General features: G+C 55.7%; 16 protein-coding genes. 13 read left to right on the forward strand and 3 right to left on the reverse strand.

The genetic code is table 11. The annotated features are described in order from the left end of the window. Positions 1-189: 189 nt before the first annotated feature. Positions 190-1272 (reverse strand): malate dehydrogenase, encoded by a 1083-nt coding sequence (locus A3OI_RS0115200; RefSeq protein WP_018405107.1) that lies wholly within the window; start codon positions 1270-1272, stop codon positions 190-192. Positions 1273-1486: 214 nt separating this feature from the next. Then, positions 1487-3661, reverse strand: a complete 2175-nt coding sequence (locus tag A3OI_RS0115205; RefSeq protein ID WP_018405108.1) for a primosomal protein N' — start codon at positions 3659-3661, stop codon at positions 1487-1489. A 183-nt stretch (positions 3662-3844) separates the two neighbouring features. On the opposite strand from A3OI_RS0115205, the gene rpmE reads away from it, so the two are divergent. Next, complete coding sequence (rpmE, locus tag A3OI_RS0115210; RefSeq protein WP_018405109.1) at positions 3845-4069, forward strand: 50S ribosomal protein L31; 225 nt, start codon at positions 3845-3847, stop codon at positions 4067-4069. Positions 4070-4307: 238 nt separating this feature from the next. Then, positions 4308-5573, forward strand: coding sequence for a malic enzyme-like NAD(P)-binding protein (locus tag A3OI_RS0115215; protein ID WP_018405110.1), 1266 nt, complete (start codon positions 4308-4310; stop codon positions 5571-5573). A gap of 127 nt (positions 5574-5700) precedes the next feature. On the opposite strand, the gene A3OI_RS0115220 is transcribed toward A3OI_RS0115215, so the two are convergent. Further along, on the reverse strand, positions 5701-8238 hold the full coding sequence (locus A3OI_RS0115220) for a penicillin-binding protein 1A (RefSeq protein ID WP_018405111.1): 2538 nt from the start codon (positions 8236-8238) through the stop codon (positions 5701-5703). A gap of 188 nt (positions 8239-8426) precedes the next feature. On the opposite strand from A3OI_RS0115220, the gene A3OI_RS0115225 reads away from it, so the two are divergent. From A3OI_RS0115225 to radA, 11 genes are all read left to right on the forward strand, one after another. Further along, complete coding sequence (locus A3OI_RS0115225) at positions 8427-9491, forward strand: pilus assembly protein PilM (protein WP_026224236.1); 1065 nt, start codon at positions 8427-8429, stop codon at positions 9489-9491. Then, positions 9491-10057 (forward strand): PilN domain-containing protein, encoded by a 567-nt coding sequence (locus A3OI_RS0115230; RefSeq protein WP_018405113.1) that lies wholly within the window; start codon positions 9491-9493, stop codon positions 10055-10057. Before A3OI_RS0115225 ends, A3OI_RS0115230 begins: the two co-directional genes overlap by 1 nt. Then, positions 10054-10665, forward strand: coding sequence for a type IV pilus inner membrane component PilO (locus A3OI_RS0115235; RefSeq protein ID WP_018405114.1), 612 nt, complete (start codon positions 10054-10056; stop codon positions 10663-10665). The genes A3OI_RS0115230 and A3OI_RS0115235 overlap by 4 nt, the downstream gene beginning before the upstream one ends. Before the next feature lie 2 nt (positions 10666-10667). Further along, positions 10668-11240 (forward strand): pilus assembly protein PilP, encoded by a 573-nt coding sequence (locus A3OI_RS0115240; protein ID WP_018405115.1) that lies wholly within the window; start codon positions 10668-10670, stop codon positions 11238-11240. After that, positions 11240-13357, forward strand: coding sequence for a type IV pilus secretin PilQ (gene pilQ / locus A3OI_RS0115245; RefSeq protein ID WP_018405116.1), 2118 nt, complete (start codon positions 11240-11242; stop codon positions 13355-13357). The genes A3OI_RS0115240 and pilQ overlap by 1 nt, the downstream gene beginning before the upstream one ends. A gap of 139 nt (positions 13358-13496) precedes the next feature. Then, positions 13497-14063: a shikimate kinase AroK gene (gene aroK, locus A3OI_RS0115250; protein ID WP_018405117.1), complete on the forward strand. Its 567-nt coding sequence runs from the start codon at positions 13497-13499 to the stop codon at positions 14061-14063. Continuing rightward, positions 14056-15147 (forward strand): 3-dehydroquinate synthase, encoded by a 1092-nt coding sequence (aroB, locus tag A3OI_RS0115255; RefSeq protein ID WP_018405118.1) that lies wholly within the window; start codon positions 14056-14058, stop codon positions 15145-15147. Before aroK ends, aroB begins: the two co-directional genes overlap by 8 nt. A 355-nt stretch (positions 15148-15502) precedes the next feature. Next, positions 15503-19951 carry a glutamate synthase large subunit gene (gene gltB, locus A3OI_RS0115260; RefSeq protein WP_026224238.1) on the forward strand — a complete coding sequence of 1483 codons (4449 nt, stop codon included), beginning with the start codon at positions 15503-15505 and terminating at the stop codon, positions 19949-19951. An 84-nt stretch (positions 19952-20035) separates the two neighbouring features. Then, a complete protein-coding gene (locus A3OI_RS0115265) occupies positions 20036-21454 on the forward strand; it encodes an FAD-dependent oxidoreductase (RefSeq protein WP_018405120.1) in 1419 nt (472 codons plus the stop codon). 129 nt (positions 21455-21583) lie between these two features. After that, positions 21584-22651 (forward strand): uroporphyrinogen decarboxylase, encoded by a 1068-nt coding sequence (gene hemE, locus A3OI_RS0115270; protein ID WP_018405121.1) that lies wholly within the window; start codon positions 21584-21586, stop codon positions 22649-22651. 72 nt (positions 22652-22723) lie between these two features. Then, entirely contained in the window at positions 22724-24103 is a 1380-nt protein-coding gene (gene radA, locus A3OI_RS0115275; protein ID WP_018405122.1) for a DNA repair protein RadA, read from the forward strand. The last annotated feature ends 6 nt before the right edge of the window (positions 24104-24109 follow it).

Here is a 24109-nt window from a genome sequence, read left to right on the forward strand (position 1 = left end):
TGAACGCCGTTTATCCCTTGGGTATTTGGTGAAAAGTTCTCTGAACGGCGAGGTCACGTGACCTTAATAAAGGTAGAAAATGAAAAACACCCACACTCGTTAACCGAATGCGGGTGTTAAAAACGTTGGCGCCCTGTTGATTTTATAGGAGATCAGGACGACAGGAACACTTGGCGGCCTATAACCGATTCAATCGGTCTTAACGACTATCGGTTCGGCACGCAGGCATTCATCATCAATCTCATTAACCAGGCCAGCGCGATTAAACGGATCACTCATACGAGCCGCCGTTTCAGCTGGCAGCAGGTGATCAATCGCCGCTCGCTCTTCCAGCAATTCCGCTTCAGATACTTTCATACGCTCTTTTGAAAAATCATTCAGCTCAAGACCCTGAACAATCTCATAACGGCCATAGTTACAGCGTACCGGGAAGGAATAGATAATACCGGTGGCGACACCGTAACTGCCATCACTGGGAATGGCCATGCTGACCCACTCTTCGCCTGTGCCTAATGCCCAGCTACGCATATGGGCAATCGCGGCCTGCGCTGCCGAGGCAGCACTGGAGGCACCGCGCGCATTAATGATAGCCGCGCCTCGCTTTTGCACCAGCGGGATAAATGAATCTTTGTACCAATCTTCATCAATCAACGACAGAACAGAGTCACCATGCACAGAGGCGTGATGCAGATCAGGGTATTGCGTCGCAGAGTGATTACCCCAGATAGTGACACCGATCACTTCCATCACACTCTTGCCCAAACGGTTCGCCAAAATACCTTTAGCACGCTGATGATCAAGGCGTGTCATGGCTGTGAATCGGCCTGGATCAAGATCAGGGGCATTGCGGCTGGCAATGAGCGCATTAGTATTAGCGGGGTTGCCCACCACCAACACGCGCACATCAGGGTTAGCGAAGTCATTCAATGCTTTACCCTGCACGGAGAAGATCGCAGCATTCGCTGTTAACAAGTCACCACGTTCCATGCCTGGCCCACGAGGACGTGCACCTACCAGCAAGGCATAATGAACACCCTTGAAACCCTCTTCAGGATTATCGTGAATGCTAACTTGTTGTAGCAGCGGGAAAGCGCAATCTTCGAGCTCCATGGCAACGCCACGCAGCGCTTTCATTGCCTGAGGAATTTCGACTAACTGCAAAATTACGGGTTGATCGTCACCGAGCATTTCGCCAGCAGCAATCTTGAATAATAGTGAATAGGCAATATTGCCAGCGGCTCCTGTTACGGTAACTCTAATGGCTGGTTTCACACGGCTTCTCCTTGATTTGGAAATGACGGATTTGGAACGTCTTTTTTATGCTCACCTGCCCTGTAATCACATAGGTCGAGTCGGTGAGGAAATGAAATATAGGAAGCGCTTAGGGGTCCATAACACGTGCGCTATTACGTGCAGCTCGACACATTCTACCAGTTAAAAGCGGGTAGGCACGAGTGGATTCGAATCACCCTCGAATCAGAACCTCTTAGCCTGTTTCCTGAGGATCCACATCAATCATCCATTTGGCCCCTTTGGGGAATCTTTGCCCTTCAAGAGTCTGGCAAATATTGGTCAGCAGCATATTGAGCCGTTTCCGGTTATCTGTATTCAGTACCAGTTGCGCGCGATGCCTGTCAGCCCGGCGTGCGATCAACGCGGGGAGCGGGCCCCAGACTTCGATACCAGGCGCGTTAACGAGTGGTTTTATGCTGTCCAGGATTTGCAGGCTTTGTTCCATCGTGTCTGCCTCGGCCCGAAAGATCGCCATGGAGCGAAAAGGCGGGAACTGGCCGGCTTCGCGTTCCTCAAGGAGCTGGTCTGCCATATCAAGATAGTGGCCATGGCAGAGTGTTCTGAGGAGAGGGTGGTCGCTGTGGCAGGTTTGTACTAGCACCTTGCCGGGTTTTGATCCTCGTCCGCCCCGGCCGCTTACCTGAAGCAGTGTCTGTATCAATTGTTCAGGCGCCCTGAAGTCGACACTGAAGAGTCCGCCGTCTGCATTGATAACGACGACCAGAGTCACGTTCGGGAAGTCGTGGCCTTTGGCCAGCATCTGGGTTCCAACGAGTATGCAGGGTTTTCCGCTGTTGACCTGTTTCAGAATGTTTTGAATGCTGCCCCTTCGTTGTGTGCTGTCGCGATCGACGCGAACGATCGGCGTATCCGGAAACCTGGCGGCGAGGATGTCCTCGGTTTGCTCTGTGCCTTGGCCGATCGGTTTGAAAGCCTCACTGTTGCATTTCGGGCAGGTTTCGGTCGCCGCAGTCTGGTAATCACAATGGTGGCACCGCATCGCCCGGTCGCGGCGATGATAGGTAAGGCGTGTGTCGCAGCGCGGGCACTCCACCATATGGCCGCAGTCAAAACACATCATGACCGGCGCAAAGCCCCGGCGGTTTACGAACACCAGTGCCTGGCTGCCACTGTCCAGGGTTTGCCGGATCGACTGCAGGGCAGGCCGCGAAAGCCCGCCTTCAAGTGGTCGGCTGCGTATATCCAGCAGGCTGATTGTCGGAGGCAGCGCTTCGCCTGCACGCTCTTCAAGCCGGATGAGCTGATATTTGCCGCCCAGAGCATTGTGATAGGACTCCAGCGAAGGCGTGGCCGAGCCCAGAATAACCGGGCAACGATTCAGGTGAGCCCGGTAAACCGCTACGTCCCGCCCTGAGTAACGAAAACCCTCGCCTTGTTTGTAAGAGCTATCGTGCTCTTCGTCTACGATCAGCGCTTTCAGCGAGGTAAAAGGAAGGAGCACGGCCGAGCGTGTGCCAATGAGAATAACCGGCTCGCCGTTGCGGATTTTCAACCAGGCGCTCAGGCGTTCGCTGTCATTGAGGGCCGAGTGCCACACCAGGATGCGTTCGCCGAAATAGCGTTGAAAGCGGGCAACGGTCTGCGGCGTAAGGTTTATTTCCGGAACCAGTACCAGTGCCTGATCTTTGGATGAGAGGTTCTGTTTAAGATAGTGCAGATAGATTTCTGTCTTGCCGCTCCCAGTGATGCCGTATAAAAGGGAGGCGCTGAAACCGACCTCTGGCAGTGGGAGCTGAGAGGCTGCCTCGAGTTGTGCTGGTGATAGCTCCGGGGCCGCTATAGTTTCTTTATGATGCTGGGTCTGGGGGCTTTCGTTCGCCGGTAATGCCGCCCGGATCAATTCCTTGTCACTTAGTGCTTTCAGCTGCGGGCGGGTGAACCCAGCCCTTATGATGTCGCTGCCTTTTGCACCTTGCTCATGCTGTGCAAGCCAGTCCAGCAGGGTCTTCTGCTTGTGGGCGTTTGCCGGCAGTGCAACGCCGCTGCCGCAGACCTGCCACCAGTCCTCCACTTTTTCCGTGGCTGGTCGGCCTCGTCGCAATGCGGGTGGCAACGCTGTGAACAGACACTCCCCCAGCGGATGCTGGTAATAGTCGCTGGCCCAGCTCAGAAGCTGAAAGGTTTCGTCCGGCAGGGCAGGCCAGTCTTCCAGTGCATTGTGGATAGGTTTGAGAGTGATGCCTGCTGGCGGTTCAATGTCAATTTCCACGACCAGGCCGATTGCCTGCTGGCGCCCAAAAGGGATCTTTACGCGCTGGCCGGGCTTTACGGTGAGCCCTTCGGGCACAAGGTAATCAAAGAGCCTTCTGAGCGGCCGGTTCAGCGCAATACGGGCTGTGGATAGCACTGAGTGCTCCTCGTGGTAAGGCTTGCCTGACAGGGTAATTGCAAGTAAGATTCGCGATCTGTTTGCGGCAGGGCATGATTGTGCCCCGTCTTCTCTATTGATTCAAACATGCGGTGCCTGGCACCAGGGCTATAACGATTGCGCCCCGTGATCAGGTAGCGGCATGACCCAAAGAGGTTCGCCATGAAAGAAGGTATCCACCCCAAGTACGAAGCCATCACCGCAACCTGCTCCTGCGGTAACGTGATCAAGACCCGCTCTACTATCGGTCACGATCTGCAGCTTGATGTTTGTTCGCAGTGTCACCCGTTTTACACTGGCAAGCAGAAAGTTATGGACACTGGCGGTCGTATCGACAAATTCCAGAAGCGTTTTGGTGGTCGTATCGCTGGCGGTAAGAAAGACTGATTTTGTCGCAGAGTTGAAAAAAGCGCCTGATGGCGCTTTTTTTGTGTCAGGTCAAAAGTGGTCGTTTAGTAATTGGTTGTACGCAATTAGCCGTATTGACTGGTCAGGCTTTGCTCGGCTTTCCCAGTATTTTCCCTTGTCGTTTTGGGGCAGGCGAGCCATAATGTCGAGCTCCCTCAGGCAGGCTCTTGCCGTCTGGAGGTCTATTACCTTTTAACGTGACAAACGGACAGTGTCAATGTCTCAAGATTTGAAAGAAGCAGCTCTTGAATATCATGCCAAGCCGCGTCCTGGAAAGATCAGTGTAGAAATCACCAAGCCGACAGCGACCGCTCGCGACCTTGCTCTCGCATACAGTCCCGGGGTCGCCGAACCGGCACGTGAGGTCGCGAGAGACCCGGAGAACGCCTACAAGTATACTGCCAAGGGCAACCTTGTGGCCGTTATCTCCAACGGCACTGCGATTCTTGGTCTGGGTAACCTGGGCCCGCTGGCCAGCAAGCCGGTAATGGAAGGTAAAGGCCTTCTTTTCAAGCGCTTTGCCGGTATCGATGTATTTGATATTGAAGTCAATTCTGAAAGCCCCCAGGCTTTTATTGAAACCGTTGAACGCATTGCCGATACCTTTGGCGGCATCAACCTCGAAGATATCAAGGCGCCTGAGTGTTTTGAAATCGAGCGCGCGTTGATTGAAAAGTGCAGCATACCGGTATTCCACGACGATCAGCACGGTACCGCCATTGTAACGGCCGCCGGCATGCTTAACGCGCTGGAACTGCAGGGCAAGAAAGTCGAAGAAGCCACCATTGTGTGCCTGGGTGCCGGCGCTGCCGCCACTGCCTGCATGAAGCTGTTGATCAGCTGTGGTGCGCGTTCCGAGAATATCTTTATGCTGGACCGCAAGGGTGTGATCCACTCTGGCCGCGACGATTTGAACCAGTACAAGGCGATGTTCGCCAACGACACTGACAAGCGCACTCTGGACGACGCCATCGACGGCGCCGATGTGTTTGTGGGTTTGTCTGGCCCGGACTTGCTGAGCGCTGAGCAGCTCAAGAAAATGGCACCTAACCCCGTTGTTTTCGCCTGTTCAAATCCGGATCCGGAAATTGATCCGGCAGTTGCTAACGCAGTGCGCGATGATCTGATCATGGCTACTGGCCGCTCAGATTACCCTAACCAGGTGAACAACGTGCTGGGCTTCCCCTTCATTTTCCGTGGCGCTCTGGATGTTCGTGCCACAGTGATTAACGAAGAGATGAAGATTGCTGCGGTAAACGCTATTCGCGAACTGGCCAAAGAGCCGGTGCCCCAGGAAATCTGTGAAGCTTACGGCGCTGACAGCTTCGAATTCGGCAGGAATTACATCATTCCGAAGCCGATGGATGTGCGATTGCTGGAAGTGGTTCCGGCGGCTGTTGCCCGTGCAGCGGTTGACAGCGGTGTAGCTCGTAACCCGTACCCGGCGCATTACCCGCTTAAATCCATGGGCGATATTATTTAATCGACCAGGCGTTAAGCGAATAAAAAACCGGCGGTGCCCATTTAATCAGGCTCCGCCGGTTTTTTTGTGGGCGCTCGGTTCTTCACTAAGGCTAACCACGACACTCAGACCTGCTGCGATCAGTTGCCTAGAACAGTTGCCGGGAAATATCGTCGGTGTCGCCAGTTCCCAAGCCGCTGCGTTCTTCCGCGCTGATGACCTCGGGTTCGTCTTCTTCACGGAACAGTTCGAATACGCCTTCTTCGCCGGGGCGGGCGCGCCTGCCGGTATCTACATTAATGCGCACATTCACAATGCCATTGGGGCGCGGCATCTGCGCAGAGGGTGTTTGGTCCAGAGCGACTTTCATGTAGTCGATCCAGATGGGCAGGGCGGTGCTGGCGCCGAATTCGTTTCGGCCCAAGGGCGCTGGCTGGTCAAAGCCGACCCAGGCAATAACCGCCTGCTGATAGTTGAAGCCGGCAAACCAGGTGTCTATTTGATCGTTGGTGGTGCCGGTTTTGCCGGCAAGATCGTCCCTGTTCAGGGCGCTGGCACGGCGGCCGGTGCCCAGTTTGATGACATCGCGCATCATGGAGTGCAAAATGTACACCGAGCGCTCGTCGGCCAGTCTTGGCATCAGTCGGGCCGGCGCTTGTACCACGCTTTCCAAAGGCTCGTCGCTCAGTTCGGTCACAATGAAATCGTCGTTTGTGTCGCCGCTGTTGTCCGTGTCCTGCAAGCCAATTTCTTCAATTTCAACGGCGTTACCGCAGTTGCTGTCGCAAAGAATCACGTCGGGTGCTTTGTAGACGGCCGTGCCGCGCGCGTCTTCAATTCGGCGGATCAGAAAAGGCTCTACGTCATAGCCACCGTTGGCAATAACGGCCATGCCCCGTGCCAGTTCCATCGGCGATAGCAAGCCACTGCCCAGTGCCAGCGATAAATTAGCGGGCATGTCTGCAGTGGGCACTTTTAGCTGTTCGAGGTAATCCAGCATTGGCTGAATGCCAAGGTCGCGCAGCAAACGGACAGACACCAGGTTGCGTGAGCGGTAGAGGGCTTCGCGTAGGCGTGTGGGGCCGTAGAACTGGCCGGATGAATTTTGCGGGCGCCAGGCGATTTCCTGGCCTTTCTCTTCCAGTACGATGGGCGAGTCGTTAATCAGCGTCGCCGGGGTAAAGCCGGATTCCAGAGCGTTCAGGTAAAGAAACGGCTTAAACGTGGAGCCAGGTTGGCGCCTGGCCTGGATGGCGCGGTTGTATTTACTTTGCCCGAAGCTATAGCCGCCGCTCAGCGCTTCAATGGCACCGGTTTCTGCGGTTAAGGCTATCAGCGCGCCTTCGACTCGCGGCACCTGATACAGCGCTACGTTTTGCACGACGTCAGTGAGGGGTTGTTCTTGGCCGTCGTCGGTGGGTTGGGGAGCCGCGTTATTCAGCGCTTTCACATAAACCACATCGCCAGGGCTGAGTACGTCTGACGGTTTTTTTGGCGCCGGGCCGGTCAGGTTTTCGGTGCGGTAACGCTGGGCCCACGTCATGGTGTCTAACGTCATGGTCACGGGGCCAAGGAAGCGGGCGTGCAGCGCGGCTGTGCCGTTATTGTCATCGGTTTGCAGAACCACCGCAGGAATCAGCGGCCCGGTTCTCGGGTAAGAGCGCAAGGCCGTGGCGAGCTCGTTGGCGTCCAATGATTTTGTGTCAATGGTTCCCACCGCACCGCGAAACCCGTGACGGCGATCATAGGCTTCCAACCCCTGACGCAGGGCGTCAGTGGCGGTTTGCTGTTTTACGCTGTCTACGGTCAGGGTCACCGAGTAGCCATCGGTGTAGGCGTTATCGCCAAAGCGCCGAACCATTTCGGCGCGGGCCATTTCGGCGATGTAATCGGCGTCCACTTCGGTGTCGGTGGCGTTATAAGTGGCTGTCAATTCGGCGTTAACGGCTTGTTCGTAGTCGTCCTGAGAAACCATCTCAAGCTCTTTCATGCGCCCCAATATCCAGTTGCGGCGCGCCAGAGCGCGGCTTGGATTTGCCAAGGGGTTGGAAGCCGACGGTGCCTTTGGCAGGCCGGCCAGCATGGCCATTTGGGCCAGCGTTAATTCGCTCACGGGCTTGTTGTAATAAACCTGGCTGGCGGCCGCAATACCGTAGGCGCGGTTGCCTAAATAGATCTTGTTGAGGTAAAGCTCAAAGATCGTGTTCTTGTCCAGCTCACGCTCAATTTGCAGAGCCAACAAAATTTCGTTGAATTTACGAATGAACGTGCGATCCCGCGACAAAAAGTAGTTTTTTGCCACCTGCATGGTAATGGTGCTGCCTCCGGACTGTATGTGGCCGGTAGAAGCCAGTTCCAGTGCGGCCCGTGCCAAACCTCTTATGTCTACGCCGAAGTGTTCATAAAAACGAGAGTCCTCTGCGGCGAGAAATGCTTGCAGTTGGCGCTCGGGAACTTGCTCGATTGTGACGGGTGCCCTTCTCTTTTCACCAAATTCTGCTATTAATTTGCCGTCCTGACTGAATATCCGCAGCGGTGTTTGCAGCTTTATATCAAATAACTGCTCGGCGGCGGGCAGGCCGGGCCGAAGATACAAATAGAAGCCGGAACCTAGGACAAGGGCAACACTCAGTCCGGTTAGAAAAAGCCAGATGAAAAGGCGAGAAGTACGCATCAAATAGGACATTTTTTTCTGACAACAGTTGGATATAGGTCTATGATTTGAACCATTGTATTAGGAAGGGAGACTGCTTCGCTGATACAAAAGCCCTGCGTTAAGAAGAATAGGGATTGTAATCGGAAAACAGAAGAATTTCTCTTAAATAAAAAACATACAAAGTACATAACCGGATTAACCAGTTATAGGGTGAGCGCGTGTTTGGATCTTTCGGAAAGAAATCCAGTGCTGTGCTGGGCTTGGACATAAGCTCCAGCTCGGTCAAGCTTTTGGAGTTGTCAAAACAGGGCGACCGCTTTCGGGTTGAAAGTTATGCCGTCGAACCTTTACCTGCAAATGCTGTGGTGGAAAAAAACATCACGGATGTTGAAGCCGTAGGTGACGTGATCAAGCGCGTGGTGTCCAAATCCCACTCCGGCGTCAAGCAAGTAGCCGTTGCCGTATCCGGCTCCGCGGTGATCACCAAGGTGATTCAGATGGACGGCGGCATCAACGAATTCGAAATGGAAGACCAGATTGCCCTGGAGGCAGACCAATACATCCCTTATCCGCTGGATGAAGTCGCGATTGATTTCGAGGTACAGGGTCCCTCTGAAGCCAATCCGGATAAGGTTGATGTGCTGATTGCTGCCTGCCGCAAAGAGAACGTTGATGTGCGCCAAGACGCACTGGATATTGCCGGCCTGACCACCAAGGTGGTTGACGTAGAGGCTTATGCCCTCGAACGTGCCTATCAACTGATTGAATCGCAATTGAACTCCCACGGCGACGATCTGGTCGTGGCGATCATGGATGTGGGCGCCACCATGGCCACGTTGAGCGTGATTGCCGAAGGCAAAACTGTGTATACCCGCGAACAGGTCTTTGGTGGCAAACAATTAACCGAAGAAATCCAGCGTCGCTATGGTTTGTCGCTGGAGGAAGCCGGCCTGGCCAAAAAGCAGGGTGGCTTGCCCGATGACTCTGAGGCCGAAGTGCTGAACCCGTTCCGCGAGGCCGTGGTGCAGCAGGTCGCTCGGGCGATGCAGTTCTTTTTTGGCGCCAGCCAGTACAACTCGGTGAATTATGTGGTTTTGGCCGGTGGCACCTCGGCAATACCCGGGCTTGTTGACATGGTAGAGGAAAACACGGGCACGCCCACGCTGGCAGCCAATCCGTTCGCGGACATGGCTGTTAGCTCGCGGGTTAATGCGTCGGCGTTGAGTAACGATGCTCCCTCGTTGATGATCGCGTGTGGTCTGGCAATGAGGAGCTTCGACTGATGGCAAGAATCAATCTTCGGCCCTGGCGTGAAGAGCTGCGGGCAGAAAAACAGAAACAGTTTGTGGTGATGCTGCTGAGCGCTGCCATTATTGCTAGCGGCCTGGCGTTTTTGTGGAAAAACAACGTAGACAGCCGCATTGCCTATCAACAATCCCGCAATGCTTATATTCAAACAGCGACCAGTAAGCTGGATGAGCAGATCAAAGAAATTGAAAGCCTGAAGCGTAAGCGCAACGAGTTGCTGGCGCGAATGAAAGTCATTCAGGACTTGCAGGGCAAGCGCCCGGTTATTGTGCGGGTATTCGACGAGCTGGTGCGTACTGTGCCCGATGGCCTGTATTTCAGCGATTTGAAGAAGGTTGGTGATCGCCTGGACCTGGTGGGTATGGCAGAGTCTAACAGCCGGATTTCATCGCTGATGCGGCAGTTTGAAGACTCCGACTGGTTTACCAATCCCAATCTGTCCAACGTGTCGACTGCTGATGCCCGCCGTGCAGGTTACAGCCAGTTCAATTTGTCCGTCAGTCAGCAAGCCCGTGGTATTGAAGGGGAGGAGAAACAATGAGCCTTGCGGACTCGCTGAAAAGCCTGAACGAATTCGATATCAATGATCTGGACATGAACAACGCCGGTATCTGGCCGGCACCGGTCAAAGCCATTGTGCTACTGCTGGTGTTTGGCTTGATTATGGGTGGCGGCTACTGGTTCTTTATAAAAGACCAGTTTGCGCAACTGGACGGGGTAAAAAGTACAGAGCTGGAACTGCGCCAGAATTATGAGAGTAAGGCTTATCAGGTGGCTAACCTCAGCGTGTTCAAAGCGCAGATGGTAGAAATGGAAGAAACCTTCGGTGCGTTGGTGCGTCAGTTGCCGAGTGAAACCGAAGTGCTAGGCCTGTTGGAAGACATTACCAATACCGCGCTGGGTAGTGGTCTGGCCTTGCAGGAAGTGAAACTGCAGCCAGAGCAGAAACGGGATTTCTATTCCGAACTGCCTATTAATATTCGGGTGTCGGGCTCTTACCATGAACTGGCATCGTTTGTTAGCAGCGTGGCGAGTTTGCCGCGTATCGTGACTCTGCATAATTTGACGATTAAATCCATCGGAGCGGACAGCGATCAGCTGGACATGCAGGTTGTTGCCCGTACCTATCGCTACCGGGCCGGAGAATGAGCATGACGGTAAACCATGCCGGAAAAGCCTGTCTGGGCCTGTGCCTGGTATTGTCGCTGACAGCCTGCTCGCAGAGCAGCGGCTTTTCCGATCTCGACGTGTTTATGGAAGAGACCCGCGCAAAACCCCGGGGGTTTGTCGAACCATTGCCGGAGTTCAACGCTTACGAGGCGTTTAGCTATTCGGCATCAGATCAGCGCTCGCCGTTTGAGCCGCCCATCGACGTGCAGCTGACGATGATCAGCGAGCAGGAACAGCAAGCGATGAGTGACGTAAAGCCGGATCTGGACCGGCCGCGGGAAGTGCTGGAGAACTTCGATCTGAAAGACCTGAATATGGTGGGCACCCTGCGTAACAGTGCAGGCACGCTGTTTGCTTTGTTAAAAGACAGCAGTGGCAGCATTCACCGTATCAACAGCGGCAATTTTATCGGTAAAAACTACGGGCGGATTGTGGGTGTAGGCGAGACCCGCGTCGAACTGTTGGAAATCGTGCCCGACGGCCGTGGCGGATGGGTAGAACGCCCGCGCCAACTGTCGCTGGACGAAGGTGATAGCGATGGAGCGGCACGATAATGAATAACAGCAACATGAATGCACAAAAATGCTTGAAGCCGAGGCTAGCGATGTTCAAAAAACTCAACGTAATTGTCTGCGCGGTAACCGTTGGGTTGTTGTCCAGCCTGGCCAGCGCTGCCACCTTGCAGGATGTGTCGTTTTCCTCTTTGCCCGGGGATCGGCTGGAAGTGACTTTGCAGTTTGACGGCCCACCGCCTGAACCTACGGGGTACACTATCGAGCGCCCTGCTCGCATTGCAGTAGACCTGAAAGACACCACCAGTGCCCTGAATGCCCGCAGCTTGCCGTTGGGCAGCGGGAATGCGCAAAGCATGACCGTGGTTGAAACCAGCGACCGAACCCGCCTTATTTTCAATCTGATTGAGCTGGTTCCTTACACCACTCAGCGCAATAACAACGCGTTGGTGATGATTATTGGCGGCGATTCCGCAGATGTAGCCAGTGACGTTTCGGGATCTGACGGTGCCAGCCCTGTTGCCTCGTCAGCGGACGCAGCGCCGGCGTTGGTAGACGTCGATTTCCGTCGCGGTGCACAAGGTGAAGGCCGTGTGGTTGTGCGTCTGGCCAGTGCGACGACTCAGGTTAACCTGAGCGAACTGGGCGGAAAAATTCGCCTGACCATGCCGGATCTGACCGTGCCCGAGCGCCTGCGTCGCCGTTTAGACGTGACAGATTTTGCCACGCCGGTACAATGGATCGACACCTTCATTGAGGGTGGCGGTGCGGTTATAGAAATTCGTCCGGAAGGCGACTATGACTACATTGCGTACCAGTCTGGCAACGAATTTACCGTGAGCGTTGAACGGCTCGGCGAGGAAGAAGCAGTAACCCGCCGTGAAGAGAAGTTCCCATATTCCGGCGATAAGCTCTCGCTAAACTTTCAGGACATTGAAGTTCGCTCGGTGCTTCAGCTGATTGCCGACTTTACCGGTTTGAATCTGGTGGCCAGCGATACCGTTGGTGGAAACATCACGCTGCGCTTGCAGAATGTGCCTTGGGATCAGGCGCTGGATCTCATTTTGAAAACCAAAGGCCTGGACAAGCGCCAGATTGGCAATGTATTACTGGTAGCGCCCGCCGATGAAATCGCCGCCCGTGAACGGCTGGAACTGGAAACAACCAAGCAGATCGCCGAGCTTGCCCCAGTGCGTCTGGACATCATTCAGGTCAATTACGCAAAAGCGGCGGAAGTGGTAGCGCTGGTGCAGGCCGACCAAGAGCTGATTTCCAGCCGCGGTTTCATTTCCTCAGACGCCCGAACCAACACCATCAGTGTGCGTGAAACCATTGAAAAGCTGGACGAGATTCGTCGCCTGGTATCCACCTGGGACGTACCCGTGCGTCAGGTTTCCATTGAAGCCCGGATTGTGCGTGCTCAAACCAGCGTGGCCGAGAGCCTGGGCGTTCGCTGGGGCGGTGCATCTTTTGGCGACAATGGTAATAACTCAACGGTTGTAGGCGGTTCTCTGGAAACGGTCGGTGGTGTAATGGGCGCCGGGGCTGCGAATTCAACCTCGGTTACCTTCCCGGGTGCTCTGGCGGTAGATCTTGGCGTATCTGGCGATGGCGCCTCATCCTTTGCCGTTGGGTTCAGTGGCGGCGACTTCCTGGTCGACCTTGAACTGTCTGCGCTGGAAAGCGATGGTAAAGCGGAAATCGTGTCTCAGCCCAGAGTTGTTACCGCGGACCGCCAGACGGCGTCTATCAAATCGGGTCAGCAAATCCCGTATCAGGAAGCCAGCAGCAGCGGCGCCACCAGCACTTCCTTTAAAGAAGCTGTGTTGTCGCTTGAAGTAACGCCGCAGATCACGCCGGATGACAAAATCATCATGGACCTGGAAGTGAATCAGGATTCCCGTGGCAAAGACACCCCCAGCGGCCCGGCCATCAACACCAACTCGGTGACAACTCAGGTGCTGGTCGCCAACGGTAAAACCATCGTTCTGGGCGGTATTTTCGAATCGACCAACACCGAAACCACCACCAAAACACCGTTCCTGGGCGATATTCCCTACCTGGGTCGGTTGTTCAAGCGCACCCAAACCAGCGAACTGCGTAGCGAGCTGCTGATTTTCATCACCCCGAAAATCATCAAAAACGACCTGGTTCGTTAAGTTATCTGCAACACTGAAACCGCCGCCTAAAAACGGCGGTTTTTTTGTGCGTGTGAAACCCGCGGCAGAACCGGACAATCTTATAGAATGACGGCCCCTATGCTATTCTGACCGGCTTGAACCTTATTGAGCGGACGTTATGTTGTTGCCCAAGCGAGTTATTCTGGTGGGTCCCATGGGGGCCGGTAAAAGTACCATCGGCCGTATGCTGGCGCGTGAGCTGGACTACCGCTTTTTGGATACCGACCGAATTATTGAAGAGCGCTGCGGTGCCAATATTCCCTGGATTTTCGATGTAGAGGGTGAAGACGGGTTCCGCCAGCGCGAAACCGCCATGCTGAGCGAGCTGTCTACCGAGGCCGGTATCATTCTGGCGACCGGTGGAGGCGCGGTTATGCGCGACGTGAATCATGAACTGCTGCGCCGTAATTCGGTGATTGTTTACTTGCGCACGTCGGTCGAGCACCAGGTAGAACGCACCCGTAAAGACCGCAATCGTCCGCTGTTGCAAACAGCGGATCCGGAGGCGGTGTTACGCCACCTCTTCGCGATCCGTGATCCTATTTACACCGAATTGGCCACCTTCATCATGTACACGGATCGCAAGAGCCCGCGGTTGGTGGTGCGCCAACTGGTTAATCTGCTGAACCCAAAAACACCCCGTCACATACGCCAGATTCGAAAGGAAGGTCGTCATCATGCCTGAATTACTCCGTGAACTTGAGGTAGACCTGGGCGAACGAAGCTATCCGATACTGATTGGCGAGCAGCTGTTGGGGCAATATGACTTGACGCCTTATGTTGGCGGTTCCCAGGTGATGATTGTGTCTAACGACACCGTGGCCCCGCTTTATCTGGAGCAGGCAAAAGCCTGTTTTGCAGGCAAACAGGTAGATTCGGTGATTTTGCCGGATGGCGAAAAACACAAAGACTGGCAAACCCTGAACCTGATTTTTGATGCGCTGCTGCTGCACAGGCACAATCGCACGACCACCCTGGTAGCCCTGGGCGGAGGCGTAGTGGGGGACATGACCGGGTTTGCAGCGGCGAGCTACCAGCGCGGCGTAGCGTTCATCCAGATTCCAACAACGCTGCTGTCGCAGGTGGATTCCTCCGTTGGTGGCAAAACCGGCATCAATCATCCCTTGGGTAAAAACATGATAGGGGCTTTTCATCAGCCCCAAGCCGTGCTGATTGATACCGGTACCCTGGTGACGCTGCCAGACCGGGAAGTGTGTGCCGGGATGGCGGAAGTCATCAAATACGGTCTGATTCGTGATCTGCCTTTTCTGCACTGGCTGGATCAGAATCTTGGGTCTTTGCTCAAAAAGGATCCGCTGCAGGTCGCAGAGGCTATCTATCGTTCTTGCGTCTGCAAGGCGGAAGTCGTTGCCATTGATGAACGCGAAGGCGGTCTAAGGGCAATACTCAATCTTGGCCACACCTTCGGCCACGCTATCGAGACGTTCGCCGGCTATGGCAACTGGTTACACGGAGAAGCCGTTGGCACCGGCATGTTGATGGCAGCGGATCTTTCCGCCCGCGAAGGTTTTATCAGTGCTGCCGAATGTCAGCAGATTTGCAGCCTGATCAGCCGTGCCGGATTGCCGCCGCTGGCGCCTGCAGCCATGTGCCCGGACGACTTCATAGAGCGGATGGCAGTGGATAAAAAGAATGTAGATGGGCAGCTCAGGCTGGTTCTGCTGCAGGCGGTGGGCGAAGCGGTTGTGACCGCCAAAACTGCGCGCAAAAACCTTGAAGCAACCCTGAACGCTTTTTGCCAGCGTTGAACCCAGAGCCCGAGACGCTATCGCCATGGTCAACGACGACAATCTGAACAGTCAGGAAGCCGGGGGTCTTTTCCCCCGCCTGCAGGAGCGCTTTGGTCTGCGGCGCCTTGGATGCGTGAGAACCGGAGTTTGTAGCCCTGAATGCCCAAAATCGACCCGTTTTGGTGCACTGGTAGAATCCCCGGGTTTTCGTGACCCGTACTGGTGCATAACGTTAAAAATTTTAAATTGCCATTTGAGCAGCGAATTTTCATCTGCGTAAACTATTGTACCTATGTTAAAAATGTCATGGAGCTATTTGCGCGATTTTCGCTGGCTCGTTGATAATAAAGGCTTTTACAGAGAGATTGTGCTTATGACAACTGGCTTGTACCAACTCGGTGAATTCAAAGATAACTGTGGCTTTGGCCTGATTGCTCACACCAAGGGCGAAGCCAGCCATCAATTGCTACAAACCGCCATTGAGTCGCTAACGTGTATGACTCACCGCGGCGGTATTGCCGCCGATGGTAAAACCGGCGATGGTTGCGGGCTGTTGTTGCAAAGCCCGGACAGTTTTCTCCGCAAGGTTGCCCGTGCACAGTTTGGCAAAGAGCCTGGTGATCTGTTCGCTGTGGGCCAGGTGTTTCTGAGCTCCGAAGAAGGCCAGGCGGCGGCCGCGAAGGCGGTTCTGGAAAGGCGTCTGTGTGAGCAGGGGCTGGAGGTAATGGGATGGCGCGATGTGCCGGTCGATACCTCTTGCCTGGGCCCCATGGCGCTGGATTGTATGCCACGCATTGAGCAGGTGTTTGTATTGCCTGCGGGCAAACCAGAAAGCGAGTTTGGCATTAGCTTGTTTGTTGGCCGCCGTTTTGCCGAGCGCGACCTGGCTGACGACAGCGAATTCTATATTTGCAGCCTGTCGCACCGCACGCTGGCCTATAAAGGCCTGATGATGCCTGCAGACCTGGCGAATTTCTATCGCGATCTGGGCGACCCGGATCTGCAGACCGCCATTTGCGTATTCCACCAGCGTTTCTCAACCAACACCATGCCGCGCTGGCCGCTGGCGCAGCCATTCCGTTATCTTGCCCACAACGGCGAGATCAACACCATTGATGGCAACCGTAATTGGGCGATTGCCCGTGCAGCCAAATTCAGCTCGCCGCGCCTGCCGGACCTGAAAACGCTGCAACCTCTGGTTAACCTGACCGGCTCCGATTCCTCTAGCATGGACAACATGCTGGAAGTGCTGCTGGTAGGCGGTGTCGATCTGTTCCGCGCCGCGCGGATGATGGTGCCGCCGGCATGGCAAAACGTAGACACCATGGACGCAGACCTGCGCGCCTTCTACGAATACAACTCCATGCACATGGAGCCCTGGGACGGCCCTGCCGGCCTGGTATTGACCGACGGCCGCTACGCCTTGTGTATGCTTGACCGCAACGGCCTGCGCCCGGCGCGTTGGGTACATACCAAAAACGATTTTCTCACCGTCGCCTCGGAAATCGGTACCTACGGTTACAAGCCGGATGACGTGGTAGCCAAGGGTCGCGTTGGCCCCGGGCAGATGCTGGCCATTGATACAGAAACCGGCGAGATTCTGCACACCCGCGATATCGATCAGCGTCTGAAAACCGCTCAGCCGTATAAACGCTGGCTGCGGGAAAACGCTCTGCGGGTAGAGTCCACACTGCATCAGGACGCCCCGGATTTCGAACTGCTTGGCGCCGACGAGCTTTTGGTTCACCAGAAGATGTTCAACGTGTCATTTGAAGAACGCGACCAGATACTGCGCCCTCTGGGCGAGAACGGTCAGGAAGCAGTAGGCTCCATGGGCGACGACACGCCAATGGCTGTGTTGTCCAGTAAAGTGCGTCACTTGGCGGACTATTTCCGCCAAAAGTTCGCCCAGGTCACCAACCCTCCCATTGATCCGCTGCGCGAAGCCATCGTGATGTCGCTGGAAACCTGCCTGGGTGCCGAGCGCAATGTGTTCGAAGAAGCGGCTGAGCACGCCGATCGGGTGATTCTGACGACACCGGTTTTGTCACCGGCAAAATTCCAGCGCATCTTGGCGAGTGAACGCCCCGGCTTTGCAGTGGCAACAATTCCATTGAGTTATGCCCCGGAAGAGGGTCTTCAACAGGCCGTCAGGCGTGTGTGCGCCGCTGCAGAACAGGCGGTGCGTGATGGCAAGTCACAAATTCTTCTGAGTGACAGTAACTTGCAACAGGGCCAGTTGCCCGTGAACGCGCTCATGGCTACCGGCGCCGTGCACCATCATCTGGTGGCTCAGGGTTTGCGCTGTGACTCCAACATTGTGGTAGAAACCGGCTGGGCGCGAGATCCTCACCATTTTGCGGTGCTATTCGGTTTTGGCGCCACAGCGGTTTACCCATACTTGGCGTACCAGGTGCTTAATGACCTGATTCGCACCGGCGAAATGCTGGTGGACCCTATCGACGCCAAGAATAACTACCGCAAGGGTATTAACAAGGGCCTGCTGAAAATCCTGTCCAAAATGGGCATTTCTACCATTGCCTCCTATCGCGGAGCCCAGCTGTTTGAGGCCATCGGTCTGGCCGATGAAGTGGCCGATCTGTGCTTCAAGGGCGTGCCCTGCCGGATTCAGGGCGCCGATTTCTACGACTTCCAGCACGACCAGGAGCAACTGGCCAAGCTGGCGTGGAAGCCGCGCAAGCCCCTGTCACCGGGTGGTATTCTGAAATACGTACACGGTCAGGAATACCACGCCTTCAATCCGGATATTGTGGCCAAGTTGCAAGATGCCGTTACCAGCGGCGACTATCGCCAGTATCAGGAGTACGCCGGGTTGGTCAATCATCGGCCGGTGGCCACCCTGCGGGACCTGCTCGGGTTCCGCGAAGGCATCCAGTCGGTGGACCTGGCCGACGTTGAGCCGGTAGAGCAGATTTTTACCCGCTTTGATTCGGCGGGGATGTCCCTGGGGGCACTGTCGCCAGAGGCCCATGAAGCCCTGGCGGTGGCCATGAACACCCTGGGTGGACGCTCCAATTCCGGTGAGGGCGGCGAAGACCCGGCTCGCTATGGCAATGAAAAACGCTCAAAAATCAAACAGGTAGCCTCAGGCCGTTTCGGCGTTACCGCTGAATATTTGCGCAGCGCCGACGTTATGCAGATTAAAATTGCCCAGGGCGCCAAGCCGGGTGAGGGTGGACAACTGCCCGGCGGTAAAGTGAACGCGCTGATTGCTCGTTTGCGTTATTCGGTGCCGGGCGTAACGCTGATTTCGCCGCCACCACACCACGACATTTATTCTATCGAGGATCTGGCCCAGCTGATTTTTGATTTAAAGCAGGTTAACCCGCAAGCGTTGGTGTCGGTGAAGCTGGTGTCTGAGCCTGGTGTGGGCACTATCGCAGCGGGCGTCGTTAAAGCTTATGCGGATCTGATTACGGTGTCGGGTTACGACGGTGGCACGGCGGCAAGCCCACTGACGTCAATCCGCTACGCCGGTTCGCCCTGGGAACTGGGGTTGGCGGAAACCCAGCAGGCCCTGCGAGCCAACGATTTGCGCGGCAGAGTTCGCCTGCAAACCGACGGTGGTATAAAAACCGGCCTGGATGTGGTGAAGGCCGCTATTTTAGGTGCCGAGAGCTTTGCGTTTGGCACCACGCCGATGGTCGCGCTGGGATGTAAATTCCTGCGAATTTGCCACCTGAACAACTGCGCCACTGGCGTAGCCACCCAGAATGAGCAGCTGCGCGAGGAGCACTTCAAAGGCACCGTAGAAATGGCGATGAACTTCTTCCGCTTTGTAGCGGAAGAAACCCGCGAATGGATGGCACAGCTGGGGGTGCGTTCCCTGCAGGAACTGGTGGGCCGTACAGACCTTCTGGTGCGTCTGACGGGTGATACCGAACGCCAGCGCAAACTGGACCTGAACCGCTTGCTAAACAACGATCAGATCCCAGCGGACAAACCGCAAACCTGCCAGGTGGCGCGCAACGAACCCTTTGACAAAGGCACGCTTGCGGAAAAAATGCTCAGTGACGTCCGCAGTGCCATCGACAACAAGAGCGGTGGTGCCTGGAGCTACCGGGTAACGAACTGTGACCGCTCCATTGGTGCGCGGCTGTCCGGTGAAATTGCCGCTCTGCATGGCAACCAAAGTATGGCGGATGCCCCCATCACACTGGATTTGACCGGTACCGCCGGCCAGAGCTTTGGTGTGTGGAACGTCGCCGGCCTGAACCTGATACTGGAAGGCGACGCCAACGATTATGTGGGCAAAGGCATGACCGGCGGCAAGCTGGTGCTTTACCCGCCCCGCGGCAGTGTTTTCACGGCCCGGGAAACCGCGATTATCGGTAACACCTGTTTGTATGGCGCCACCGGAGGCAAGCTGTTTGCAGCCGGTACAGCCGGCGAGCGCTTTGCCGTGCGCAATTCCGGCGGCCATGCGGTGGTAGAAGGCGCAGGCGACCATTGCTGTGAGTACATGACAGGCGGCCTGGTGACGGTACTGGGCAGCACCGGACACAACTTCGGCGCGGGTATGACCGGTGGTTTTGCCTATGTGCTGGACCAGAACAATACCTTCGTTGACAAATACAACCACGAGCTTGTGGAGATACAGCGAATCTCCAGTGAAGATATGGAAGCCTATCGCAACCACCTGCGCAGCATTATTCGTGGACACATTGCGGAAACCGCCAGTGAGTGGGGCCAGCATTTGTTGGAAAATTTCGACGATTACATTGGCCGGTTCTGGCTGGTGAAGCCCAAGGCCGCAAACTTGCGCAGCCTGCTGGCCAACACCCGGGCGCGCCCGGAATAAAGCCAGCGCGGGCCCGCCCGTCGACACCCAACGGATACGCCCCGCGGCGGATCAGTGCGAACAGACGAATGTAGAGAGCTAACCATGAAAGAGCGACTGAATAACGACTTCCAGTTTGTAGAAGTAGGGCGCGTAGACCCGGAAAAGGTCCCGGCCCGCAAGCGCAAAAAGGAATTCAATGAAATTTACACACCTTTCACCCAGGACCAGGCGGCGTCCCAGTCCCACCGTTGTCTGGAGTGTGGTAACCCCTATTGTGAATGGAAGTGCCCGGTACACAACTACATTCCCAACTGGCTGAAGTTGGTGTCCGAAGGCAACATCATGAAGGCCGTGGAGTTGTGTCATCAGACCAATTCACTGCCCGAGGTATGCGGTCGGGTGTGCCCGCAGGACCGTCTGTGTGAGGGTGACTGCACCTTGAATGACGGTTATGGCGCGGTGACCATCGGCTCGGTAGAAAAGTACATCACCGATACCGCCTTTGCCCTGGGCTGGAAGCCGGATATGTCTAAGGTGGTGCGCACTGACAAGCGCGTGGCGGTGATTGGCGCAGGGCCCGCGGGCCTGGCCTGCGCCGACGTGCTGGTGCGCAGCGGTGTAACGCCGGTGGTGTTCGATATTTACCCGGAAATTGGCGGCCTGCTGACCTTTGGCATCCCCGAGTTTAAACTGGAAAAGTCGGTCATGGCGCGCCGCCGCAAAGTGTTTGAAGAAATGGGCATGGAATTCCGCCTGTCCACCGAGGTGGGTAAAGACATACAGATGAGCGATCTGCTCAGCGACTTCGATGCGGTATTTATGGGTATGGGCACCTACACATCCATGCAAGGTGAGTTTCCCGGCGAAGATATGGTCGGCGTTCACGCGGCTCTGCCATTTCTGATTTCTAACGTAAATCGCCGTCTGGGATTTGAAGTCAGCACTGAGGACTCCATCGATATGCAGGGTAAGCGGGTGGTGGTGCTTGGTGGCGGAGACACAGCCATGGATTGCAACCGCACCTCCATTCGCCAGCAAGCCGCCAGCGTGACTTGCGCTTACCGTCGTGACGAAGCCAACATGCCCGGCTCGCGGCGGGAAGTGGCCAATGCGAAGGAAGAAGGCGTGAACTTCATGTTCAATCGTCAACCGGTAGCCATTGTCGGTGACGGTCAGGTGGAAGGCGTGAAAGTGGTGTCTACCCAGCTTGGCGAGCCCGATGAAAACGGACGTCGCCGGCCGGAAGTGATTCCGGGCAGTGAGGAAATCATTCCCGCAGACGCCGTGCTGGTGGCCTTCGGTTTTCGGCCCAGCCCGGCAGACTGGTTCGGCCAGCACCAGGTGAGCACCAGCGATTCCGGCCTGGTGACGGCGCCAGAGAAAGCGGATTTTGCCTTCCAGACCAGCAACCCCAAGGTGTTCGCCGGCGGCGACATGGTGCGCGGCTCCGACTTGGTGGTAACGGCTATATGGGAAGGTCGCCAAGCCGCCGAAGGCATTTTGGATTATCTGGATATCTGAAATCGGCGTTGATGTGAATCGGAGGGCGGCCTGTCAAAAACAGGTCGTCCTTTTTTATTGATACAAACGGGGTATCATTGCCTGATGAATGTTGTGACCTTTTAATGACTGAGAACGCTGGACATTTTTATGACTGAACTGAAAAACGATCGTTTCCTTCTGGCCCTGATGGGTCAGCCCGTAGACCGCACGCCGGTATGGATGATGCGCCAGGCCGGTCGCTATCTGCCGGAATATCGCGCTACCCGCGCCAAGGCCGGTGACTTTCTCAGTTTGTGCAAAAACACGCCGCTGGCCTGTGAAGTGGCTCTGCAACCGCTAGAGCGTTTCCCGCTGGACGCAGCCATTCTGTTTTCTGACATTCTGACCATTCCTGACGCGTTGGGTCTGGGCCTGTATTTTGAAACCGGTGAAGGCCCGAAGTTCAAACACACCATTCGTTCCGCTGCCGATGTAGACGCGTTGCCAAAAATCAACGCCGAGGTGGATCTGGATTACGTAATGAACGCGGTGTCGACCATCCGCAGTGCGCTGAACGGACGGGTGCCGCTGATTGGCTTCTCTGGCAGCCCCTGGACCTTGGCCACTTATATGGTAGAAGGCGGTTCGTCCAAAGATTTCCGCGAAGCCAAAAAGCTGATGTACGGCCAGCCCGAAGTCATGCACAAGTTGCTGGACCACTTGGCGGATGCGGTTACCGATTACCTGAACGGCCAGATTCGCGCCGGCGCCCAAGTGGTGCAGATTTTTGACACCTGGGGCGGCGTGCTCACCACCTGGGCTTATGAAGAGTTCTCCTTGAAGTACATGCGTAAAATCATTGCTGGCCTGAATCTGGAAAGCGAAGGCCGTAAGGTGCCGGTGATTGTGTTCACCAAGAACGGCGGCCAGTGGCTGGAAACCATTGCAGACTGTGGCGCCGACGCTGTGGGCCTGGATTGGACCACGGACATTGGCGACGCCCGCGCCCGAGTGGGCGACAAAGTTGTGCTGCAGGGCAATATGGACCCGACCATGCTGTACGCGCGCCCCGCGCGCATTCGTGAAGAAGTGGGCGATATTCTGCGCCGTTTTGGTCATGGTTCTGGCCACATCTTTAATCTGGGCCACGGCATTACACCGGATGTAGACCCAGCCCATGCCGGCGCGTTTATTGATGCGGTGGTAGAGCTGAGCCCCCAATACCATCAAAGTTAAGCGCACCACAAAAATTAAGCGCACCATCAAAATTAACAGCATCGTCAAAACGAACAGTACCAGAGCTGATTTATGGCCAAAGTGAAAACCGCGTTTGTCTGCACCGACTGTGGTGCCGACTTCTCCAAGTGGCAGGGCCAGTGCACGGCTTGTAAAGAATGGAATACCCTTAGCGAGATGCGTGGGGTTTCGGCACCGGCCCATAAAAGCGCCCGCGGTTCCCGCTTCGAAGGCTTCGCCGGCAGCCTGTCGGCGGTGCAGAGCCTGAATGATGTCAGTCTGGCGGAACAGGTTCGTCTGAGCACCGGCATGGCCGAATTCGACAGGGTTCTGGGCGGGGGCCTGGTAGAGGGTTCGGCGGTGTTGATGGGCGGGCACCCTGGCGCCGGTAAGAGCACCCTGCTGTTACAGGCTGTGTGCAACTTGGCAAGCTCGGTATCGGCGCTTTACGTAACCGGTGAGGAATCTCTGCAACAGGTAGCCATGCGCGCCAAGCGGCTTGGCCTGCCCACCTCAGATTTGAAAATGCTGTCAGAGACCAGCGTCGAGCGGCTGTTACAGATCGTTGAAGTGGAAAAGCCACGAATTCTGGTGATCGACAGTATTCAGGTGATGCACGTGGCCGATTCCGAATCGGCGCCCGGCAGCGTGTCACAGGTACGTGAAAGCGCGGCGTTTCTGACCCGCTTTGCAAAACAGACCGGCACCATTTTGCTATTGGTGGGGCACGTCACCAAAGACGGCAGCCTGGCCGGGCCAAAAGTGCTGGAGCACATGATCGATTGCTCCATTTTGCTGGAAGGCTCAAGCGATAGCCGCTATCGCACCCTGCGGGGTATTAAAAACCGCTTTGGTGCGGTGAACGAGCTGGGCGTGTTCGCCATGCTGGAACAGGGCCTGAAAGAAGTGAAAAACCCGTCCGCTATCTTTTTGAATCGTGGCGAAGAAGCCGCGCCCGGTAGTGTGGTGATGGTGGTGTGGGAAGGTACCCGGCCCATGCTGGTGGAAATTCAGGCGCTGGTGGATACGGCTCAGGGTAGTTATCCCCGGCGAGTGGCAGTAGGGCTGGATCAAAACCGGCTGGCCATGTTGCTGGCGGTTTTACATCGTCATGGTGGTATGCACGTGGCGGACCAGGATGTGTTTGTGAACGTGGTGGGGGGCGTAAAAGTCGCTGAAACCAGTGCCGATCTGGCGCTTTTGGCAGCTGTTGTGTCGTCATTTCGCGACCGTGCGCTACCGCAAGATCTGATGATTTTTGGCGAAGTAGGTCTGTCCGGCGAAATTCGCCCGGTACCCAACGGCCAGGAACGGATCAACGAGGCGGCCAAGCACGGCTTTACCCACGCGCTGGTGCCAAAAGGCAACGCCCCGCGCAAAGCCATTAACGGCATGAAGGTTATTCCGGTGACAAAGCTGAGTGACGCGCTGACGGCTCTCGACGAACTCTAGCAAAAT

This window comes from Marinobacter gelidimuriae (genome assembly GCF_000372805.1).
Taxonomy (GTDB): domain Bacteria; phylum Pseudomonadota; class Gammaproteobacteria; order Pseudomonadales; family Oleiphilaceae; genus Marinobacter; species Marinobacter gelidimuriae.

Excerpts from the sequence above, each read along its gene's own strand:
- rpmE (WP_018405109.1), top strand. The coding sequence starts at position 3,845 with ATGAAAGAAGGTATCCACCCCAAGTACGAAGCCATCACCGCAACCTGC.
- A3OI_RS0115235 (WP_018405114.1), top strand. The coding sequence starts at position 10,054 with ATGAGCCTTGCGGACTCGCTGAAAAGCCTGAACGAATTCGATATCAAT.
- A3OI_RS0115265 (WP_018405120.1), top strand. The coding sequence starts at position 20,036 with ATGAAAGAGCGACTGAATAACGACTTCCAGTTTGTAGAAGTAGGGCGC.
- radA (WP_018405122.1), top strand. The coding sequence starts at position 22,724 with ATGGCCAAAGTGAAAACCGCGTTTGTCTGCACCGACTGTGGTGCCGAC.
- pilQ (WP_018405116.1), top strand. The coding sequence starts at position 11,240 with ATGAATAACAGCAACATGAATGCACAAAAATGCTTGAAGCCGAGGCTA.
- A3OI_RS0115220 (WP_018405111.1), bottom strand. The coding sequence starts at position 8,238 with ATGTCCTATTTGATGCGTACTTCTCGCCTTTTCATCTGGCTTTTTCTA.
- A3OI_RS0115240 (WP_018405115.1), top strand. The coding sequence starts at position 10,668 with ATGACGGTAAACCATGCCGGAAAAGCCTGTCTGGGCCTGTGCCTGGTA.
- hemE (WP_018405121.1), top strand. The coding sequence starts at position 21,584 with ATGACTGAACTGAAAAACGATCGTTTCCTTCTGGCCCTGATGGGTCAG.
- A3OI_RS0115215 (WP_018405110.1), top strand. The coding sequence starts at position 4,308 with ATGTCTCAAGATTTGAAAGAAGCAGCTCTTGAATATCATGCCAAGCCG.
- gltB (WP_026224238.1), top strand. The coding sequence starts at position 15,503 with ATGACAACTGGCTTGTACCAACTCGGTGAATTCAAAGATAACTGTGGC.
- aroK (WP_018405117.1), top strand. The coding sequence starts at position 13,497 with ATGTTGTTGCCCAAGCGAGTTATTCTGGTGGGTCCCATGGGGGCCGGT.
- A3OI_RS0115230 (WP_018405113.1), top strand. The coding sequence starts at position 9,491 with ATGGCAAGAATCAATCTTCGGCCCTGGCGTGAAGAGCTGCGGGCAGAA.
- aroB (WP_018405118.1), top strand. The coding sequence starts at position 14,056 with ATGCCTGAATTACTCCGTGAACTTGAGGTAGACCTGGGCGAACGAAGC.